This is a genomic window from Bacillus sp. FJAT-14266 (assembly GCF_001719225.1).
GTDB lineage: Bacteria > Bacillota > Bacilli > Bacillales > Bacillaceae > Bacillus > Bacillus subtilis.
Genome location: NZ_CP017072.1, coordinates 766,032 through 784,861 on the forward strand (window position 1 = coordinate 766,032; position 18,830 = coordinate 784,861).

Below are 18,830 nucleotides of genomic sequence, written 5' to 3' on the forward strand. Positions count from 1 at the left end.
ATTAGGAGTGGTTTGAAATGGTCACGAGAATAACAGGTCTGGCGTCAGGAATGGATATAGATGATATTGTATCAAAGCTGATGCAGACAGAAAGAGCACCGCTTAATAAGCTAACACAAAAAAAGCAGACTCTTGAATGGCAGCGTGATAGCTATCGTGAAGTAAACTCGAAAATAAAAGAATTCCAAGATTATATGTCTAATAATAAGCTGACATATCCGAGTACGTTTCAGAGTAAAACCGTATCAAGCTCAAACGAATCTGTGTTAACTGCTACAGGAACTGCAAGTGCAGCAAACTCTTCATCTACTATTGAAGTAGCAAGTTTGGCAACTGCTGCGACATATAAGGCAAACAATTATACAGGATACACACAGGGCGATTATAATTTGGCATTTAACGTTGTTGCGCCTGGTGAGACAGCCGCAAAAACAGTGAACATTAGTGTGACGAGCGCTGATACGATTGATAATGTGATTTCTAAACTTAACAGCTCAGATCTAGGAGTATCAGCTTTTAAAGATAAAATTTGGAATGGTACAGAGTATGTGGAAACCATTGCGTTTTCTTCTAAAGCAACAGGTGCAGGAGGCAGTATACAAGCAGCAGACTCTGCTACAGCAGATTTTATGTCTGGCCAGCTAGGTTTTTCTTTGGACACTGATAATAAGATTACTGCTTACAAAGAAGGAACGAATGCAAAAGTCACCATCAACGGCTTTGAAATGGAGAAGCTGTCAAACAACTTCACAGTGAATGGCGTTACTTATTCGATCAAAAATACAACTGCAGCCACAGGCCCTGTTACCACATCTGTATCTACTGATGTTGACGGGATTTACAACCAAATTAAAGAGTTTGTGAATAAATACAATGAACTGGTTGACAGCCTGAATGAAAAGTTGAAAGAAGAAAAATACAGAGACTATGCGCCGCTGACGAGTGAACAAAAAGAAGCCATGTCCGATAAAGAGATAGAACTCTGGGAAGAGAAGGCAAAAAGCGGTTTGCTGAAAAATGATACCAGCATAAGCACTGGTACGAATCAAATGCGGACTGATTTTTATTCTCAAGTTAGTGCGGATGGAAAAACCTATCAATTAACTGAATTTGGCATCACAACGTCTGGTGCTTACCAAATGCGAGGACATCTAGAAATTAATGAAGACAAACTGAAAGCTAAAATACAAGAAGATCCGCAAAGTGTCGCCGCTTTATTTACAAGTGGATCGAACAGCAGCGCCTATAGTGATAAAGGGATTATGAAACGCATCGGTGACACCCTGAAAAGTACGGTGAAGAGCATTGAAGCAAAAGCCGGCAACTCGACAATGGGAACCAATGATTATTCAATCGGTAAAAATTTAAATACGATCAGCACTGATATTACCAAAATGCAGGACCGGTTGACCACAATAGAAAACCGCTATTATTCAAAATTCAGTGCAATGGATTCTGCGATTCAAAAAATGAACGAACAATCGTCCTATTTATCACAGCTTCTAGCACAATAAATGTAATTTGGAGGATGACACATGGCGATCCAAAATCCTTATACAGCCTATCAGCAAAATTCAGTGAATACGGCTACACCCGGTGAGCTGACGCTTATGCTGTATAATGGCTGTTTGAAATTTATAAGATTTGCCGCTCAGGCCATTGAGAATGATGATATGGAACGTAAAAATGAAAATCTGATTAAAGCGCAAAATATTATTCAGGAATTAAATTTTACACTTAACCGTAACATAGAGCTTTCCGTTTCTATGGGTGCGATGTACGATTATATGTATCGCAGATTGGTACAGGCAAATATCAAAAATGATACGGGCATGCTGGCTGAGGTTGAAGGTTATGTAACAGATTTTCGCGATGCTTGGAAACAAGCCATTCAAAGTGAACGGAAGGACCGGCACGGATCAGGCGGGATCGCATGAATAATATAGATCAACTATACACTGAGACGAAGAGTATGCTGTCACACATACAAAATACGCCGGAAAGCGATGAACTTTTAAAGCAAATTGAAGACTTTGTGGCTACACGGTCTGAACTGATTCAGGAGATATCTCTGCCGCTTTCAGAAGAAGAGCGAAAGCAGATGAAACTTATTTTGACATGGGATCAGCTGATTGTGAAGGAAATGGAAAGACTGAAGCAGTCAATCGCAACAGAACTTCAGCAGATGAAAAGAAAACGTGTGATGCATACGACGTATTTAAACCCTTATAACAACATTACGATTGACGGCACATATTATGACAAGCGTAAATAGGTGAGTGCCTTGAAGAGCATTGAAGATTATACGCTTTTATCAGCTTATTATCATCTTCTTTTTACCATCGAAGAGGGGTTGTGTTATTTGATAGAGGCTGAAGAGAATTTATCAAAAACAGAAGGGGATCGGATCTACCAAGATCTGATCCAAGCCTTTTTTTATTTGGATTCAACACATTCAACACTTCTCTTCATTATGGATTCGCGGTGTGCTGAAATTTGTGTGAAAGCATTTGACCAAATTTTTGCGGAGTTTGATCAATTGGTCTCTTTCTCTTTTCCCTCTCATGAGTTCTGTGAGTATTTAAAGGAACATTTTCTGATTCATTATAGAAAATGGATGCTGTCTATTCATCAATGTATGGAACCCTTTTTAATCAATTAGGCGTGTGTGAGGTATTTGTTTCGTTCAATCAGCATATACATATACCTCCGAACCGCCAATAACAGAGCAAATACAAACAAAATTCGACAAAGTTCACTGAATTTTCACAAAAGATTTATGTTTCAGCAGGAATTGTAAAGGGTAAAAGAGAAATAGATACATATCCTTAATAAAAGGGAGGCGTTCTTTGATGAACTATAACATCAGAGGAGAAAATATTGAAGTGACACCCGCGTTAAAGGATCATGTCGAGAGGAAGATCGGCAAGCTGGAGCGCTATTTTGACCATAGCGTGGATGCTGATGTGAACGTCAACTTGAAGTTTTACAATGACAAGGAGTCTAAGGTTGAGGTTACGATTCCGATGACAGATCTGGCGCTTCGGTCCGAGGTGCATAACGAGGATATGTACAACGCAATTGATCTCGCAACAAACAAACTGGAACGTCAAATCCGTAAGCATAAAACGAAAGTAAACCGTAAATTCCGTGAGCAGGGCTCTCCAAAATATTTATTGGCAAACGGTCTTGGCTCTGATACAGATATTGCGGTTCAGGATGACATAGAAGAGGAGGAGAGCTTGGACATCGTCCGTCAGAAACGCTTTAATTTAAAGCCGATGGATAGTGAAGAAGCGATCTTGCAAATGAATATGCTCGGCCATAATTTCTTTGTTTTCACAAATGCGGAAACAAACCTTACAAATGTCGTGTACCGCAGAAATGACGGGAAATATGGCTTAATTGAACCGACTGAATAATGAAGAGAAGCCTTCCGTGATGTCCGCGGAAGGTTTTTGTTTTTCTTATTTGCAAATTCTTTGGAAATAACAAAAGGTATGATATGATAATGAGAGGTATACATGGACTAGTAAATTATTTATACATGCCTCTAAAATAGGCATGTGATGATAGAGGAGCGTTATAAATGCTTGGAATTTTAAATAAAATGTTTGATCCAACAAAACGTACGCTGAATAGATACGAAAAAATTGCTAACGATATTGATGCGATTCGCGGAGACTATGAAAATCTCTCTGACGACGCATTGAAACATAAAACAATTGAATTTAAAGAGCGTCTTGAAAAAGGGGCGACAACGGATGATCTTCTTGTTGAAGCTTTCGCTGTTGTTCGAGAAGCTTCACGCCGCGTAACAGGCATGTTTCCGTTTAAAGTCCAGCTCATGGGGGGCGTGGCGCTTCATGACGGAAATATAGCGGAAATGAAAACGGGGGAAGGGAAAACATTAACGTCTACCTTGCCTGTTTATTTAAATGCGTTAACCGGTAAAGGCGTACACGTCGTGACTGTCAACGAATACTTGGCAAGCCGTGACGCTGAGCAAATGGGGAAAATTTTCGAGTTTCTCGGTTTGACTGTCGGTTTGAATTTAAACTCAATGTCAAAAGACGAAAAAAGGGAAGCTTATGCCGCTGATATTACTTACTCCACAAACAACGAGCTTGGCTTCGACTATTTGCGTGACAATATGGTTCTTTATAAAGAGCAGATGGTTCAGCGCCCGCTTCATTTTGCGGTAATAGATGAAGTTGACTCTATTTTAATTGATGAAGCGAGAACACCGCTTATCATTTCTGGACAAGCTGCAAAATCCACTAAGCTGTACGTACAGGCAAATGCTTTTGTCCGCACGTTAAAAGCGGAGAAGGATTACACGTACGATATCAAAACAAAAGCTGTACAGCTTACTGAAGAAGGAATGACGAAGGCGGAAAAAGCGTTCGGCATCGATAACCTCTTTGATGTGAAGCATGTCGCGCTCAACCACCATATCAACCAGGCCTTAAAAGCTCACGTTGCGATGCAAAAGGACGTTGACTATGTAGTGGAAGACGGACAGGTTGTTATTGTTGATTCCTTCACGGGACGTCTGATGAAAGGCCGCCGCTACAGTGAGGGGCTTCACCAAGCGATTGAAGCAAAGGAAGGGCTTGAGATTCAAAACGAAAGCATGACCTTGGCGACGATTACGTTCCAAAACTACTTCCGAATGTACGAAAAACTTGCCGGTATGACGGGTACAGCTAAGACAGAGGAAGAAGAATTCCGCAACATCTACAACATGCAGGTTGTCACGATCCCTACCAACAGGCCTGTTGTCCGTGATGACCGCCCGGATTTAATTTACCGCACGATGGAAGGAAAGTTTAAGGCAGTTGCGGAGGATGTCGCACAGCGTTACATGACGGGACAGCCTGTTCTAGTCGGTACGGTTGCCGTTGAAACATCTGAATTGATTTCTAAGCTGCTTAAAAACAAAGGAATTCCGCATCAAGTGTTAAATGCCAAAAACCATGAACGTGAAGCGCAGATCATTGAAGAGGCCGGCCAAAAAGGCGCAGTTACGATTGCGACTAACATGGCGGGGCGCGGAACGGACATTAAGCTTGGCGAAGGTGTAAAAGAGCTTGGCGGGCTCGCTGTTGTCGGAACAGAACGACATGAATCACGCCGGATTGACAATCAGCTTCGAGGTCGTTCCGGACGTCAGGGAGACCCGGGGATTACTCAATTTTATCTTTCTATGGAAGATGAATTGATGCGCAGATTCGGAGCTGAGCGGACAATGGCGATGCTTGACCGCTTCGGCATGGACGACTCTACTCCAATCCAAAGCAAAATGGTATCTCGCGCGGTTGAATCGTCTCAAAAACGCGTCGAAGGCAATAACTTCGATTCGCGTAAACAGCTTCTGCAATATGATGATGTTCTCCGCCAGCAGCGTGAGGTCATTTATAAGCAGCGCTTTGAAGTCATTGACTCTGAAAACCTGCGTGAAATCGTTGAAAATATGATCAAGTCTTCTCTCGAACGCGCAATTGCAGCCTATACGCCAAGAGAAGAGCTTCCTGAGGAGTGGAAGCTTGACGGTCTAGTTGATCTTATCAACACAACTTATCTTGATGAAGGTGCGCTTGAGAAGAGCGATATCTTCGGCAAAGAACCGGATGAAATGCTTGAGCTCATTATGGATCGCATCATCACAAAATATAATGAGAAGGAAGAGCAATTCGGCAAAGAGCAAATGCGCGAATTCGAAAAAGTTATCGTTCTTCGTGCCGTTGATTCTAAATGGATGGATCATATTGATGCGATGGATCAGCTCCGCCAAGGGATTCACCTTCGTGCTTACGCGCAGACGAACCCGCTTCGTGAGTATCAAATGGAAGGTTTTGCGATGTTTGAGCATATGATTGAATCAATTGAGGACGAAGTCGCAAAATTTGTGATGAAAGCTGAGATTGAAAACAATCTGGAGCGTGAAGAGGTTGTACAAGGTCAAACAACAGCTCATCAGCCGCAAGAAGGCGACGATAACAAAAAAGCAAAGAAAGCACCGGTTCGCAAAGTGGTTGATATCGGACGAAATGCCCCATGCCACTGCGGAAGCGGGAAAAAATATAAAAATTGCTGCGGCCGTACTGAATAGTTCGCCCCGGCAAGTTTACTGACCGCGGCGCCTGCAGGCGCCTGCGGATCTTTTAATGAGGTGAATGAAATGGAATTATCAGAAATTAGAGCAGAGCTCGAAAATATGGCTTCTCGTTTAGCGGACTTTAGGGGGTCTCTTTGACCTCGAATCAAAGGAGGCCCGCATTGCTGAGCTAGATGAACAAATGGCTGATCCGGAATTCTGGAATGATCAGCAAAAAGCTCAAACGGTTATAAATGAAGCAAACGGTTTAAAGGATTATGTCAATTCGTATAAAAAATTGAATGAATCCCACGAAGAATTACAAATGACTCATGATCTTTTGAAAGAAGAGCCGGACACTGATCTCCAGCTTGAGCTTGAAAAAGAACTAAAATCATTAACAAAAGAGTTCAATGAGTTTGAGCTTCAGCTTCTTCTCAGCGAGCCGTATGATAAAAATAACGCGATTTTAGAACTGCACCCTGGTGCTGGCGGTACAGAGTCACAGGACTGGGGCTCTATGCTTCTTAGAATGTATACAAGATGGGGAGAGCGCCGCGGCTTTAAAGTAGAAACACTCGATTACCTTCCAGGTGACGAGGCGGGAATCAAGTCAGTGACATTGCTCATCAAAGGACACAACGCTTACGGGTATCTCAAAGCAGAAAAAGGTGTCCATCGTCTTGTGCGGATCTCACCATTTGACTCATCAGGCCGCCGCCACACATCTTTCGTTTCATGTGAAGTCATGCCTGAATTTAACGATGAAATTGATATTGATATTCGTACGGAGGATATTAAAGTTGACACGTACCGTGCAAGCGGCGCGGGCGGACAGCACGTCAATACGACGGATTCAGCTGTTCGGATTACTCACTTGCCGACGAACGTAGTTGTGACATGCCAAACGGAGCGCTCACAAATTAAAAACCGTGAAAGAGCCATGAAAATGCTGAAGGCCAAGCTGTATCAGCGCAGAATTGAAGAGCAGCAGGCAGAGCTGGATGAAATTCGCGGTGAACAAAAAGAAATCGGCTGGGGCAGCCAAATCCGTTCTTATGTATTCCATCCGTATTCCATGGTAAAAGATCATCGGACCAATACAGAAATGGGGAACGTTCAAGCTGTAATGGATGGTGACATTGATACGTTTATTGATGCCTACCTGCGTTCTAAGCTTTCATAAGCTGAAAAACACACCTGATGCATACGGGTGTGTTTTTTTAATTCCTTATATCCTTGATTTCACTGCTGCTTTAGCATATTACCACTGTATTTGGGTGTTATTTACATCTAATCAGGGAAGGATTAAAATGCTATCGGAGAGTATTGGAAGAAACGGAGGATATATGATGGACGTACGGAATAAAACATTGTGGATTTTGCGGGATTATGTATACATATTGATAGGAGCAGCGATTACGGCCGTGTCCTTTAATGTATTTTTGCTTCCGAACAAGATTGCCGCCGGCGGTGTCAGCGGGATCAGTACGATTTTACAATCATATGGTTTTGAAGCAGCGTATGTACAGTGGATTATTAATATCCCTTTATTTATTGCTGGCGTCATTTTGCTCGGTGGGAAATTTGGGCTAAAGACGCTTGCAGGTTCTGTGTTTTTGCCGCTAGTAGTGTTTCTGACAAGGGATATTCAGCCCGCCACTCATCATGAACTCCTGGCGGCGATTTTTGGCGGTGTCGGGATAGGTATCGGAATTGGTATTGTGTACTTAGGGAAAGGATCGACGGGAGGAACAGCCTTGGCTGCACAGATCATTCATAAGTACTCCGGTCTGTCATTGGGGAAGTGTCTCGCCATCATTGACGGAATGATCGTTGTTACGGCTATGATTGTATTTAATATTGAGCAAGGCTTATATGCCATGCTTGGCGTCTATGTATCCAGCAAAACCATTGATGTTGTGCAAGTCGGCTTTAATCGTTCAAAAATGGCGCTCATCATTACAAAGCAGGAGCAGGCTGTCAAGGAGGCTGTCTTACAGAAGATTGACAGAGGCGTGACAAAAATCTCTGCAGTCGGCGGATATACTGACGATGACCGTCCGATTTTAATGTGCGTGGTTGGGCAAACTGAATTCACCAAATTGAAACAAATCGTCAAACAGATTGATGAGTCAGCTTTTGTAATTGTAGCAGACGCGAGCGAGGTGCTGGGCGAGGGTTTCAAACGCGCTTAAACGAGGTTATAATATGGAAGAGATCGTAAAGGAGTTGTGCTTCTCAACATGAAATCAAAGTTATCGATACTAATGATTGGATTTGCGCTTTCTGTTCTGTTGGCTGCCTGCGGATCAAACGATGCAAAAGAAGAGAAGACAGACACTGGCAGCAAGACGGAAGCCACTGCATCTGAAGGGGAAGAATTATATCAGCAAAGCTGCGTAGGCTGCCACGGCAAGGATTTAGAAGGTGTGTCAGGGCCTAATCTCCAAGAGGTCGGAGGCAAATACGATGAACACAAAATTGAAAGCATTATTAAAAACGGCCGCGGCAATATGCCAAAGGGGCTTGTAGATGATAACGAAGCCGCTGTTATTGCCAAATGGCTGTCAGAAAAAAAGTAAGATAAAAACATCCTTGCCGAGTGCCGGCAAGGATGTTTTTATGCCTTGACAATATGAATGAAAAGAAACTGTAATAGTATTATGTCTAAATTTGACGTATAATGAAGTGTATTGAAAAAGGGAACTTTCAGATTTTTCATCTTTTTACAAATGAATGGGTCATAAATTGTCGAATGCATTCGAAGAGTATGACCGTGTGATAGATAAAATGATATAAAAAGATTAGGTGATTTCATGATAGAGATGAAGGAAGTATATAAAGCCTATCCGAACGGCGTAAAAGCGCTCAATGGGATTTCTGTTACCATTCATCCCGGCGAGTTTGTGTATGTTGTTGGTCCGAGCGGAGCAGGTAAATCTACTTTTATTAAAATGATTTACAGAGAAGAAAAACCGACAAAAGGACAAATTTTAATCAATCATAAAGATCTCGCGACAATTAAAGAAAAAGAGATTCCTTTCGTGCGCCGAAAAATAGGCGTTGTCTTTCAGGATTTCAAGCTTCTTCCGAAACTTACTGTTTTTGAAAATGTGGCATTTGCCCTTGAAGTGATTGGAGAACAGCCGTCTGTTATTAAGAAACGGGTGCTTGAAGTGCTTGATCTCGTGCAGCTGAAGCATAAAGCGCGACAATTTCCTGACCAGCTTTCAGGCGGGGAGCAGCAGCGTGTATCTATTGCCAGATCAATTGTGAACAACCCTGATGTTGTCATTGCTGATGAACCGACAGGAAACCTTGATCCGGATACGTCCTGGGAAGTCATGAAGACGCTGGAGGAAATTAACAACCGCGGGACAACAGTCGTGATGGCGACACATAATAAAGAAATCGTAAACACCATGAAGAAACGTGTCATTGCAATCGAAGATGGTATCATTGTGCGTGATGAGTCAAGAGGGGAGTATGGTTCATATGATTAAAATTCTCGGGCGCCACTTGCGTGAGAGTTTTAAATCTCTCGGGAGAAACACATGGATGACATTTGCATCCATTAGTGCTGTAACCGTTACGCTGATTTTAGTCGGCGTGTTTTTAGTGATTATGCTGAATTTGAATAACATGGCCACGAATGCAGAAAAACAAGTCGAAATCAAAGTGCTGGTTGATCTGACTGCAGATCAGAAGGCACAGGACAAGCTTCAGAACGATATTAAGGAACTGAAGGGCATTCAGAGTGTCACTTTTTCATCTAAAGAAAAAGAGCTTGACCAGCTGGTTGACAGTTTTGGTGACAGCGGAAAATCCCTGACAATGAAGGATCAGGAAAACCCGCTTAATGATGCGTTTGTCGTCAAAACGACAGATCCGCATGATACGCCGAACGTGGCGAAAAAGATCGAAAAAATGGATCATGTTTATAAAGTCACTTATGGAAAAGAAGAGGTCAGCCGTTTGTTTAAAGTGGTCGGCGTTTCCCGCAACATTGGAATCGCGTTAATTATCGGTCTGGTATTTACGGCGATGTTCTTAATTTCCAACACCATTAAAATTACAATTTTCGCAAGAAGAAAAGAAATTGAAATCATGAAGCTTGTCGGTGCGACAAACTGGTTTATCCGCTGGCCGTTTTTCCTTGAAGGATTGCTGCTAGGCGTATTCGGTTCTGTGATTCCGATTGCACTGGTGCTGAGCACTTACCAATACGTTATCGGATGGGTCGTTCCAAAGGTTCAAGGATCATTTGTCTCTCTTCTTCCTTATAATCCATTTGTATTCCAAGTTTCGCTAGTGCTGATTGCAATCGGCGCAGTAATTGGAGTATGGGGAAGTCTGACTTCCATCCGCAAGTTTCTGCGAGTATAAAGTGAAAAAGCCGTTCCGTTTTCGGGACGGCTTTTCATTTGCCTTCTTTTTCTTCTATGATTACATGAAATCTCCATCCTTTACATATACTATCTCTAGGTTTTGGTAAAGACAGTCTGGCATACAGGAGGAGTAAAGGATGAATCAAAAAATAATGGCTGTGATAGCAGCAGGGAGCATGCTGTTCGGAGGCGCCGGTGTATATGCGGGAATCAACCTGCTTGAGATGGATAAGCCCCAGACTGCAGCAGTTCCCGCGACGGCACAAGCTGACTCTGAACGGGATAAAGCTATGGACAAAATCGAAAAAGCGTATGAGTTAATTTCGAATGAGTACGTAGAAAAAGTAGATAGAGAAAAGCTGCTCGAGGGAGCCATCCAGGGAATGCTGTCTACGCTAAATGATCCTTATTCTGTTTACATGGACAAGCAGACAGCTAAGCAATTTTCTGATTCTCTTGATTCCTCATTTGAAGGCATCGGGGCTGAGGTTGGCATGGAAGACGGCAAAATTATTATTGTTTCCCCATTCAAGAAATCGCCAGCGGAAAAAGCCGGGTTGAAGCCTAATGATGAAATTATCAGCATCAATGGAGAATCGATGGCCGGCAAGGATTTAAACCACGCTGTGTTAAAAATAAGAGGAAAAAAAGGGTCCAGCGTTTCAATGAAGATTCAGCGGCCTGGAACGAAGAAGCAGCTGTCATTCCGGATCAAGAGAGCTGAGATTCCGCTCGAAACGGTTTTTGCATCAGAGAAAAAAGTACAGGGGCATTCTGTCGGATATATTGCCATCTCTACTTTTTCTGAGCACACCGCAGAGGATTTTGCAAAAGCGCTGAGGGAGCTTGAGAAAAAAGAAATAGAAGGACTTGTCATTGATGTACGCGGCAACCCGGGCGGATATCTTCAAAGTGTGGAAGAAATTCTTAAGCATTTCGTTACAAAGGATCAGCCGTATATTCAGATTGCTGAACGCAATGGGGATAAAAAACGTTATTTTTCAACATTGACCCATAAAAAAGCGTACCCTGTCAATGTGATTACGGATAAAGGAAGTGCCTCTGCATCAGAAATTCTTGCCGGCGCATTAAAGGAAGCTGGCCATTATGATGTTGTAGGCGATACGTCTTTTGGAAAGGGAACGGTTCAACAGGCTGTGCCAATGGGGGACGGCAGCAACATCAAATTAACGCTTTACAAGTGGCTGACGCCAAATGGAAACTGGATTCATAAGAAAGGAATTGAACCGACCATTGCGATTAAGCAGCCCGATTATTTTTCCGCCGGGCCTTTACAGCTGAAAGAGCCGCTTAAAGTGGACATGAACAATGAAGACGTCAAGCATGCGCAGGTATTGTTAAAAGGTCTCAGCTTTGATCCGGGACGTGAGGATGGCTATTTCAGCAAAGACATGAAAAAAGCGGTTATGGCTTTTCAGGATCAAAACAAGCTGAATAAAACCGGTGTGATCGACACTCGCACTGCAGAGACATTAAATCAGCAGATAGAAAAGAAAAAATCAGATGAAAAAAATGATTTGCAGCTTCAAACAGCATTGAAATCATTATTTGTCAATTAAAGGAGATGGTATTCCATCTCCTGTTTCTTTGTGCTTAAAGAGATTATGGATCATAAGTCACATAAAAAATGAGTTTTTGACAAGAAATTAAAAAAATTTTCACAAATAAACATTTATAAAGGACTGTTATTACCCGATATCAATATATGAGAGAGACTTTCTAACGAGTTAATATGCATTTAAAATGAAACTTTTGCAAGTTGCCTAGTCTTTGTTTACTTCATACAATATAAGAAGGTTCTAAAAAGAACAGTAATCAGGTTAATGGCAGCTGAACGACAGGTATTTAAAGAGTAACGTTAGCGAGAATGCTTGTTAGCACTCCAGTACTGCTGCTTATACTGGCCCGTGCTTATCTGTATAAAGAAAATGGGGGTTCACAATTGAAGAGGGCAAGTATTGTGCGTGAAAAAAAATATTATGAATTAGTGGAACAATTAAAAGACAGAACACAAGACGTAACATTTTCAGCTACAAAAGCACTAAGTCTTCTTATGCTGTTCAGCAGATATTTGGTCAATTACACCAATGTCGAATCAGTAAATGACATTAATGAGGAATGCGCCAAACATTATTTTAACTACTTAATGAAAAACCATAAGCGATTAGGAATTAATCTGACAGATATAAAAAGGTCGATGCATCTAATCAGCGGGTTATTGGATGTGGATGTAAACCACTATTTAAAGGATTTTTCACTATCGAATGTCACGCTGTGGATGACGCAAGAGAGATAAACTCTCCTGAGGATATCCAAGCCATTTAATATTTGATAGAATATGAGTAACATGTTTGGCTTGAGGCGGTGAGAGATAGTGTCTGTTCAATGGGGAATTGAACTGTTAAAAAGCGCGGGCTTGTTCTTCTTACACCCGCTTTTCTGGTTTTTTATCATCATAACCCTGGCTTTCGGCTATGTAAGAATCAAACGGGAACGAAAAACCTTTCATACAAGAATAGCAGATATTTATGATGATCTGAAATTTACATATACTAAGGGACTGATTCCAGGTCTTCTTTTGTCAGTTATTTTAGGTGGACTCGGAATATCGATTCCTCTCGGTTTACTTGCGATTATTGCCGTTATCACTGCAGCGGCAGCGTTCACTCTTCGCGCAAACTGGATGTCTGCTGCATATATCGTCAGTGTGAGTATGCTGATAGGTTTTGGACTGCAAATATATCAGGCGGAGCCCTTTCTGGAGAGATTTCCGCAAGGATTTGCAGTTGTTTGGCCGGCTGTGGCTGTGTTCCTAGGTCTGCTGATTATCACTGAAGGAGCGGTTGCTTATCGTTCTGCGCATGTGAGAACATCACCGGCACTTGTCGTAAGCAGCCGTGGTTTGCCGATCGGACAGCAGCTGGCAAACCGGGTTTGGCTTTTGCCGCTGTTCCTTCTCGTGCCCGGCAATGGTTTAGAATCGCACCTTAGCTGGTGGCCCGTGTTTACTGTTCCCGGCGGCTCATTCCATTTTCTATGGATTCCTTACTTTGTCGGATTTGGACAAAGGGTACAGGGATCGCTGCCTGAAACGAGTATAAGGATCACAGCGAAACGCGTTTGTATTCTCGGTCTTGCCGTTGCAGTTCTCGGTGCAGCGAGCTTACTGTGGACGCCGCTTGCGGGTGCAGCGGTCTGTACTGCTTTGTTAGGGCGCATTTTTCTGTCCATAAAGCAAAGAGTGAATGATAACGCGGCTCCGTTTTATTTCTCGAAAAGGGATCAGGGCTTAATGGTGCTTGGGATTATCCCCAATACGCCGGCTGAGGATCTGGAATTGAAAATCGGGGAAATCATAACGAAAGTCAATGGCATACCGGTTAAGAACGTTTCTGATTTCTATGAAGCGCTTCAGCATAACCGTGCATATGTAAAGCTTGAAATTATCGGTTTGAATGGAGAAATTCGTTTTGACCAGCGAGCTTCTTATGAAGGAGAACATCATGAATTGGGCATCCTCTTCGTAAAGGATGACCGTGAAGACGAAGCAGCCGCTTCGGGATCATAAAAGGCAGCCCGGCACCGCAGGAAGATGCGATGCCGGGCTGTTTTGTGTTACGCTGAGTTTTTTTCTATCCGTGCCGTTTCATCAGATTTGATGCCCAATGAAACAAAAACGCCGATGATGGATACAGCAAAGAGAATCATAAATAGGATGTGATATCCCGAAATCAGGCCAATTAAGGCTGATGAAATGATGCTTCCGAAATAACGGAAGGTCGAGAAAATCCCAGATGCCACTCCTGACATACCGGGGTCTACTGTGGCAAGGGATGAAACCTGCATGCTGGTCAGACCGACTCCGGAAGCGAGCCCGCCAAGGATAAGAGAGACCATGAGGAACAAGACAGAATGCGAGCTGCTTAACAGCAAAAATAATAGATTCGCACCAGCCATCATGGCAAATGAAAGAAAAATGATTTTTTTGGCTCCCCATTTGTGATGGAGCTGCGCGCCCACCCAGTTGCTGGCTGACATGAAGATCGAAAATACAGAAAGCGCCATCCCGCTGTTAGACGTATTAAGCCCAAATTGGTTCGTCATAAATAACGGCATAATCAATAAGACGGCATACATCATCAAATTGCTTAACAAGACTGATAGATTCGCATTTGTAAAGGTTGAGCTTTTAAACAGTGCAAAGTCAATGATGGGGTGCTTGGTACGTTTTTCTCTTCTGAAAAAAAGCGGAACAAAAAGAAGTATCAATACACTGTATACCGCATATCCCCATGGAGCCTCATTTTTCGTCAGCAGGATAATTGAAACTATGCTGCCTGCAAGCAAGAGAGAGCCGATGATATCCAGCGGCGCGTCAGATTTATTTTCTTTATATTGAGGAAACATCGTTAATGCCGTAAATAAAGCAATGGCGAGGAACGGGATGTTGACCCAAAAAATCGAATGCCAGCTGAAGCTGTCAATCAGTATAGAGCCGATAAAAGGCCCGAGTGCTGCACCAAGTCCCGCACCCAGTCCGAAAAATCCAAACACTTTCGGTAGGCGTTTTTCAGAAACAACATGCCGGATAATGGCAATGCTGTTTGGCGTAAGCAATGCCCCGCCGACAGCCTGCAATGCCCGAAAGACAATTAACAGGAGCAGACTCGGTGAAAGGGCGCAGCCTAGAGATGCGATTAGAAAAAGGCCGACTCCCCATAAGTACATTGTTTTATTGCCGTACATGTCACCGAGCTTCCCTGCAATCGGCTGTGTGACTGCCATCACGATTAAATAAACGGTAACCACCCAAGTGATGCTTGCGATGGACTCGTTATACGTATGGGAAATAGATGAGAGCGCGACCGCGATCATCGTTGAGTTAATGGGAACTAGAATGGCCCCCAATAATAGCGAGACGATCAGCGCCCATTCTTTTCTTGAGCTCATTGGGATCCTCCTTTTTATTATGCCAAGGAGTTAATCAGCAGAAATTCCTTTGACAAATAGAGCTGTGCTGTGCTCCAGCATTTTTTCCTGGGGCATTGATATGACCCGGTCTCCTAAGTGGAGACGGTGAATGAAATAACCGAAGATAATCGACATGAACACGTCGGCATGCTCCGCTTCATTTCCTGTCTGAATAACCCCTTTCTCACCCATTGTTTTGAGATAATCAACCAATAGCTGTTTCATAGATTGGGGATATTCAGTGACGTGGTTAATGACATCCTGAAACATGGCCGGTTCACGAAAGCTGATTTTAATGATATCTTTTCTATGGTCGAGCTCCTCCAAGAGACAGGTTCCGATATGAAGCAGGTCTTTGTACAAATCCCCTTCTGTTTGTTCCAAAATGCTGCCTCTGTTTGAAGAATGCTGAGAAAGCAAAGCCTCAACTAGTCCTTGTTTGTTTTTAAAGTTCCTGAAAATCGTCGCTTCACTTACATTTGCTTTTTCTGCAATTTCTTTTGTAGTTGTTGCGCGATATCCTTTTTTGACGAGCAGCTGCATGGCAGCGTCAAGGATTCTCTTGTTTGTCGGTCTCAATACGTTTCACCTCACGAGTATACTGGCAGGACAAGTATACACCCGCCCCGCTTGTATAAGAAAGAGGGGGACGCATCAGGACCGGCTGACAACTGTGATTTTGCCGCTGCTTCCGTCAACAGTGATGATGTCACCGTCTCGCAGTCTTTCGGTTGCCGTGCGTGTGCCGAGAACGGCTGGAATGCCGTATTCACGGGCAATAATCGCAGCGTGAGATAAAATGCCGCCTGTGTCTGTAATAATCGCTTTGGCGTCTTGAAACAGGCTGGTCCATAGCGGTGTGGTCATCTTGCAAACGAGTACGTCCCCAGGCGCGAATTGAGAAAATTCATTGGCGTCCCGAATGATTTTCACCGGACCTGTCGCAATGCCGCTTGATGCCGCAATGCCAAAAATATGATTCTCTGTGTTTTTTTCATCCTCTATCACAGCGCCGACAATTTCTTCAGCTGCTTTGAGCTGTTCTTTTGTCGGGGTGCCGAGGTAGGCCGGGGCTTGGGCCAGCTCATACTCATGAAAAATCTGTCTGCGTTTTTCAGCCTTTTCTTGCAGGGATACAGGGTGAAGAAGCGCTTGTTCCACTTCGTCATCATATAAGAACCAAAGGTCCTCACGATCTTGAATGACACCGTTTTCCGCCAGCAATTCACCTATCTTCAGCAGAAAGATTCTCGCCTTGGCATCCAGCATGGCGTCAATATAAAAGTGGTGGTCATCTTTTATATTTGCAGAGTTCAGTGTCCATTGATAATAGCGGTCAAATTCGGTGCGCAAACCGGGATCTTCTATGTTTTCCAAGAATTCATTGTATAATTTCTCTCGTTTTTCTTTCGTTTTCTGAAATTCATTGTCAAAATGATAGCCATTACGGACATAATTTTGAATATTAGCCAGAGCGAAATACGGATTTTCCACCCAGATTTGTTCAATCAGATCATGACTTTTAACAGATCTCCATCCGTATTCTTGCAAGAATTCATGGACGTTCTTCAGGAAGTGTCTCCCCTCATCTGTTTGTTCTAATTTCTCCAGGAGCTGTTCAGGCTTGTTGTTTTCAAAAATGGTCAGAAGGTTCGGGTTCTCCTGAACTTCCACAGAAAATAGCCATAAGCAACGGTCCGTTTCCAGTGATTTGTTCATTTTTCCTGTCAGCATCTCGTAAAAATGAGCGTTTTCGGACTCTCCTTGAATGTCCTGATACATCGCTTGCAGTTTGTTTGTTAAAAGGATTTGCGGGAAAACGATATTGAAGTGCTCTTCATAAGCCGTGAGATAAAAGGCCTTTAGTTTTTGAAAAGCATCCAGTGCGCTTTCTGCGGTATGCTCAGTTTGTGCGAGCTGGTCCAGTGTCCGGTAAAAAGGGAGGTATGTGTGATTGATGATGTCATACATATGCTCCGATAAAATCGGGAAAAGCTCTTTGCCGCAGTCTTCAGAAGGAGGCTGCTGTCCACCTTGGTTTTTGGAATAAATATGTCCGCGATAAAGTTTTACTTCATCAACAACTACACCAATCGGAAACTTTTGCATGCTCTTCTTCAAGCCATATTCCAATGCCGGCACGATGAAGGATGAAAATAACGGACTCACCGGACCTTCAATATTAGACTCCATGTTAAGCCAGAAATCATTCATATCAGTGTCGGTAATCATGAAGCTGCGTTTTTCTTCTGCCGCCTTTTTGTCCTGATCAATGGTTGTAATCGGGCGAGCTTGCAGAAGGTATATTTGATGATCAGCAATTCCAAATTCTATATCAACAGGATATCCGTACAGGTCTTCGGTTTTTTTTGTGATTTCAGCCAATTCAATCACTTGTTCATCTGTAAGGCAAAAACGGCTGCGCATGTCTTCACTCGTTTCTTTTTCAGCAATTCCTTCTGCCGCAGACTCCATGTAGATTTCCTTTGCACCTATTTCTTTCTGAATCTCAAACGAAGATTTATTAACAATGAACGTGTCTGGGGTAACACTTCCTGAAACAACAGCTTCACCCAACCCGTAGCTGGCGCTGATTAAAAGCTCTCTATCATCATGGGTAACAGGGTTGCGGCTGAAGATAACACCTGACATTTCTGAATCGATCAGCCCCTGAACGACTATTCCCATTAACGGCTCTGCGATTTGATTGTTCATTTTTTTCTTATAGCTGCTGACCCGCACAGAAAAAAATGAGGCCCAGCATTCTTTCACTTTAGCCAGAAACTCTTCCTCTGTTTTGATATTTAAGTAGGTTTCATATTGACCCGCGAATGAGGCGCCTTCTAAATCTTCCGAAGCAGACGAAGAACGCACGGCTACGGATCGATATGATTCTCTAAGCTTATAAAAGGAACTAGTCAGCTCATCTTTCAGCTCATCCGAAAATGTTCCGGAAATGATCCCGCCTTCGACGTTTTCACTAGTCTCTTGAAGCTGGTTGTCCTCCATAAAACGTGCGAGCGCATTCGTTTGAATAATAAACCCGTCCGGAACAGGAAGACCGTGTTTGGTCAATTTAATCAAATTCATTCCTTTTGCTCCAGCCAGCTGGCTGGACTCTTCTGCCTGGCGAAATAAAACAGAATACATATTTGAAACCCCTCTTTTCTTCATTCATTTTGTTTTTCTCTCTAGTCTTTTTATTGCGGAGCCTGTGTTTTAAAAAATGATAGTAAACACTATCATTCAATTGTAGGTTTTCAGGAAAATGCTGTCAAACGCAGAAAGTCCTAAATAAAATGAATAGTTAAGTTAGTTAGATTATCATGAAAAATGCGGCCGTACTG

At 42.9% G+C, this 18,830-nt stretch carries 17 protein-coding genes; 14 read left to right on the forward strand and 3 right to left on the reverse strand.

The genetic code is table 11. The features are described from left to right. Positions 1 to 17: 17 nt before the first annotated feature. The 14 genes from BGM23_RS04045 (at position 18) to minJ (ending at position 14,080) form a co-directional block, all read left to right on the forward strand. Positions 18 to 1,514, forward strand: a complete 1,497-nt coding sequence (locus BGM23_RS04045; RefSeq protein WP_003228025.1) for a flagellar hook-associated protein 2 — start codon at positions 18 to 20, stop codon at positions 1,512 to 1,514. A gap of 21 nt (positions 1,515 to 1,535) precedes the next feature. Beyond that, the gene (gene fliS / locus BGM23_RS04050; protein ID WP_003228027.1) at positions 1,536 to 1,937 is read left to right on the forward strand and encodes a flagellar export chaperone FliS; all 402 of its coding nucleotides are present in this window, start codon (positions 1,536 to 1,538) and stop codon (positions 1,935 to 1,937) included. Beyond that, positions 1,934 to 2,275: a flagella biosynthesis regulatory protein FliT gene (fliT, locus tag BGM23_RS04055; protein ID WP_003242603.1), complete on the forward strand. Its 342-nt coding sequence runs from the start codon at positions 1,934 to 1,936 to the stop codon at positions 2,273 to 2,275. Before fliS ends, fliT begins: the two co-directional genes overlap by 4 nt. Positions 2,276 to 2,284: 9 nt before the next feature. Beyond that, positions 2,285 to 2,662: a DUF8042 domain-containing protein gene (locus BGM23_RS04060; protein WP_003244377.1), complete on the forward strand. Its 378-nt coding sequence runs from the start codon at positions 2,285 to 2,287 to the stop codon at positions 2,660 to 2,662. Between the two features lie 190 nt (positions 2,663 to 2,852). Then, a complete protein-coding gene (gene hpf, locus BGM23_RS04065) occupies positions 2,853 to 3,422 on the forward strand; it encodes a ribosome hibernation promotion factor (protein WP_003228031.1) in 570 nt (189 codons plus the stop codon). A gap of 167 nt (positions 3,423 to 3,589) precedes the next feature. Then, complete coding sequence (secA, locus tag BGM23_RS04070; protein WP_003228033.1) at positions 3,590 to 6,115, forward strand: preprotein translocase subunit SecA; 2,526 nt, start codon at positions 3,590 to 3,592, stop codon at positions 6,113 to 6,115. 69 nt (positions 6,116 to 6,184) lie between these two features. Further along, a protein-coding gene (gene prfB / locus BGM23_RS04075; protein WP_010886623.1) for a peptide chain release factor 2 occupies positions 6,185 to 7,286 on the forward strand; the annotation gives its coding sequence in 2 pieces (ribosomal slippage) (positions 6,185 to 6,256 and positions 6,258 to 7,286; 1,101 coding nt in all). Positions 7,287 to 7,452: 166 nt separating this feature from the next. After that, entirely contained in the window at positions 7,453 to 8,298 is an 846-nt protein-coding gene (locus tag BGM23_RS04080; protein ID WP_003242677.1) for a YitT family protein, read from the forward strand. 48 nt (positions 8,299 to 8,346) lie between these two features. Beyond that, positions 8,347 to 8,685 carry a cytochrome c551 gene (gene cccB, locus BGM23_RS04085; RefSeq protein WP_003242725.1) on the forward strand — a complete coding sequence of 113 codons (339 nt, stop codon included), beginning with the start codon at positions 8,347 to 8,349 and terminating at the stop codon, positions 8,683 to 8,685. 234 nt (positions 8,686 to 8,919) lie between these two features. Then, positions 8,920 to 9,606, forward strand: coding sequence for a cell division ATP-binding protein FtsE (gene ftsE, locus BGM23_RS04090; RefSeq protein ID WP_003228039.1), 687 nt, complete (start codon positions 8,920 to 8,922; stop codon positions 9,604 to 9,606). Continuing rightward, entirely contained in the window at positions 9,599 to 10,489 is an 891-nt protein-coding gene (gene ftsX / locus BGM23_RS04095) for a permease-like cell division protein FtsX (RefSeq protein WP_015251119.1), read from the forward strand. Before ftsE ends, ftsX begins: the two co-directional genes overlap by 8 nt. A gap of 139 nt (positions 10,490 to 10,628) precedes the next feature. Beyond that, on the forward strand, positions 10,629 to 12,071 hold the full coding sequence (gene ctpB / locus BGM23_RS04100) for a carboxy-terminal processing protease CtpB (protein WP_003228041.1): 1,443 nt from the start codon (positions 10,629 to 10,631) through the stop codon (positions 12,069 to 12,071). 383 nt (positions 12,072 to 12,454) lie between these two features. Next, positions 12,455 to 12,808, forward strand: coding sequence for a swarming motility protein SwrAA (gene swrA / locus BGM23_RS04105; protein ID WP_015251121.1), 354 nt, complete (start codon positions 12,455 to 12,457; stop codon positions 12,806 to 12,808). A 78-nt stretch (positions 12,809 to 12,886) separates the two neighbouring features. Then, positions 12,887 to 14,080, forward strand: coding sequence for a cell division topological determinant MinJ (gene minJ / locus BGM23_RS04110; RefSeq protein WP_003228042.1), 1,194 nt, complete (start codon positions 12,887 to 12,889; stop codon positions 14,078 to 14,080). Between the two features lie 47 nt (positions 14,081 to 14,127). On the opposite strand, the gene BGM23_RS04115 is transcribed toward minJ, so the two are convergent. The 3 genes from BGM23_RS04115 to BGM23_RS04125 all read right to left on the reverse strand — a co-directional run bounded on the left by BGM23_RS04115 (position 14,128) and on the right by BGM23_RS04125 (position 18,633). Then, on the reverse strand, positions 14,128 to 15,462 hold the full coding sequence (locus tag BGM23_RS04115; RefSeq protein ID WP_003228043.1) for an MFS transporter: 1,335 nt from the start codon (positions 15,460 to 15,462) through the stop codon (positions 14,128 to 14,130). A gap of 30 nt (positions 15,463 to 15,492) precedes the next feature. Further along, positions 15,493 to 16,062: a TetR/AcrR family transcriptional regulator gene (locus BGM23_RS04120; protein ID WP_003228051.1), complete on the reverse strand. Its 570-nt coding sequence runs from the start codon at positions 16,060 to 16,062 to the stop codon at positions 15,493 to 15,495. A 75-nt stretch (positions 16,063 to 16,137) separates the two neighbouring features. Next, complete coding sequence (locus tag BGM23_RS04125) at positions 16,138 to 18,633, reverse strand: PEP/pyruvate-binding domain-containing protein (RefSeq protein ID WP_046663985.1); 2,496 nt, start codon at positions 18,631 to 18,633, stop codon at positions 16,138 to 16,140. Positions 18,634 to 18,830 lie beyond the last annotated feature (197 nt).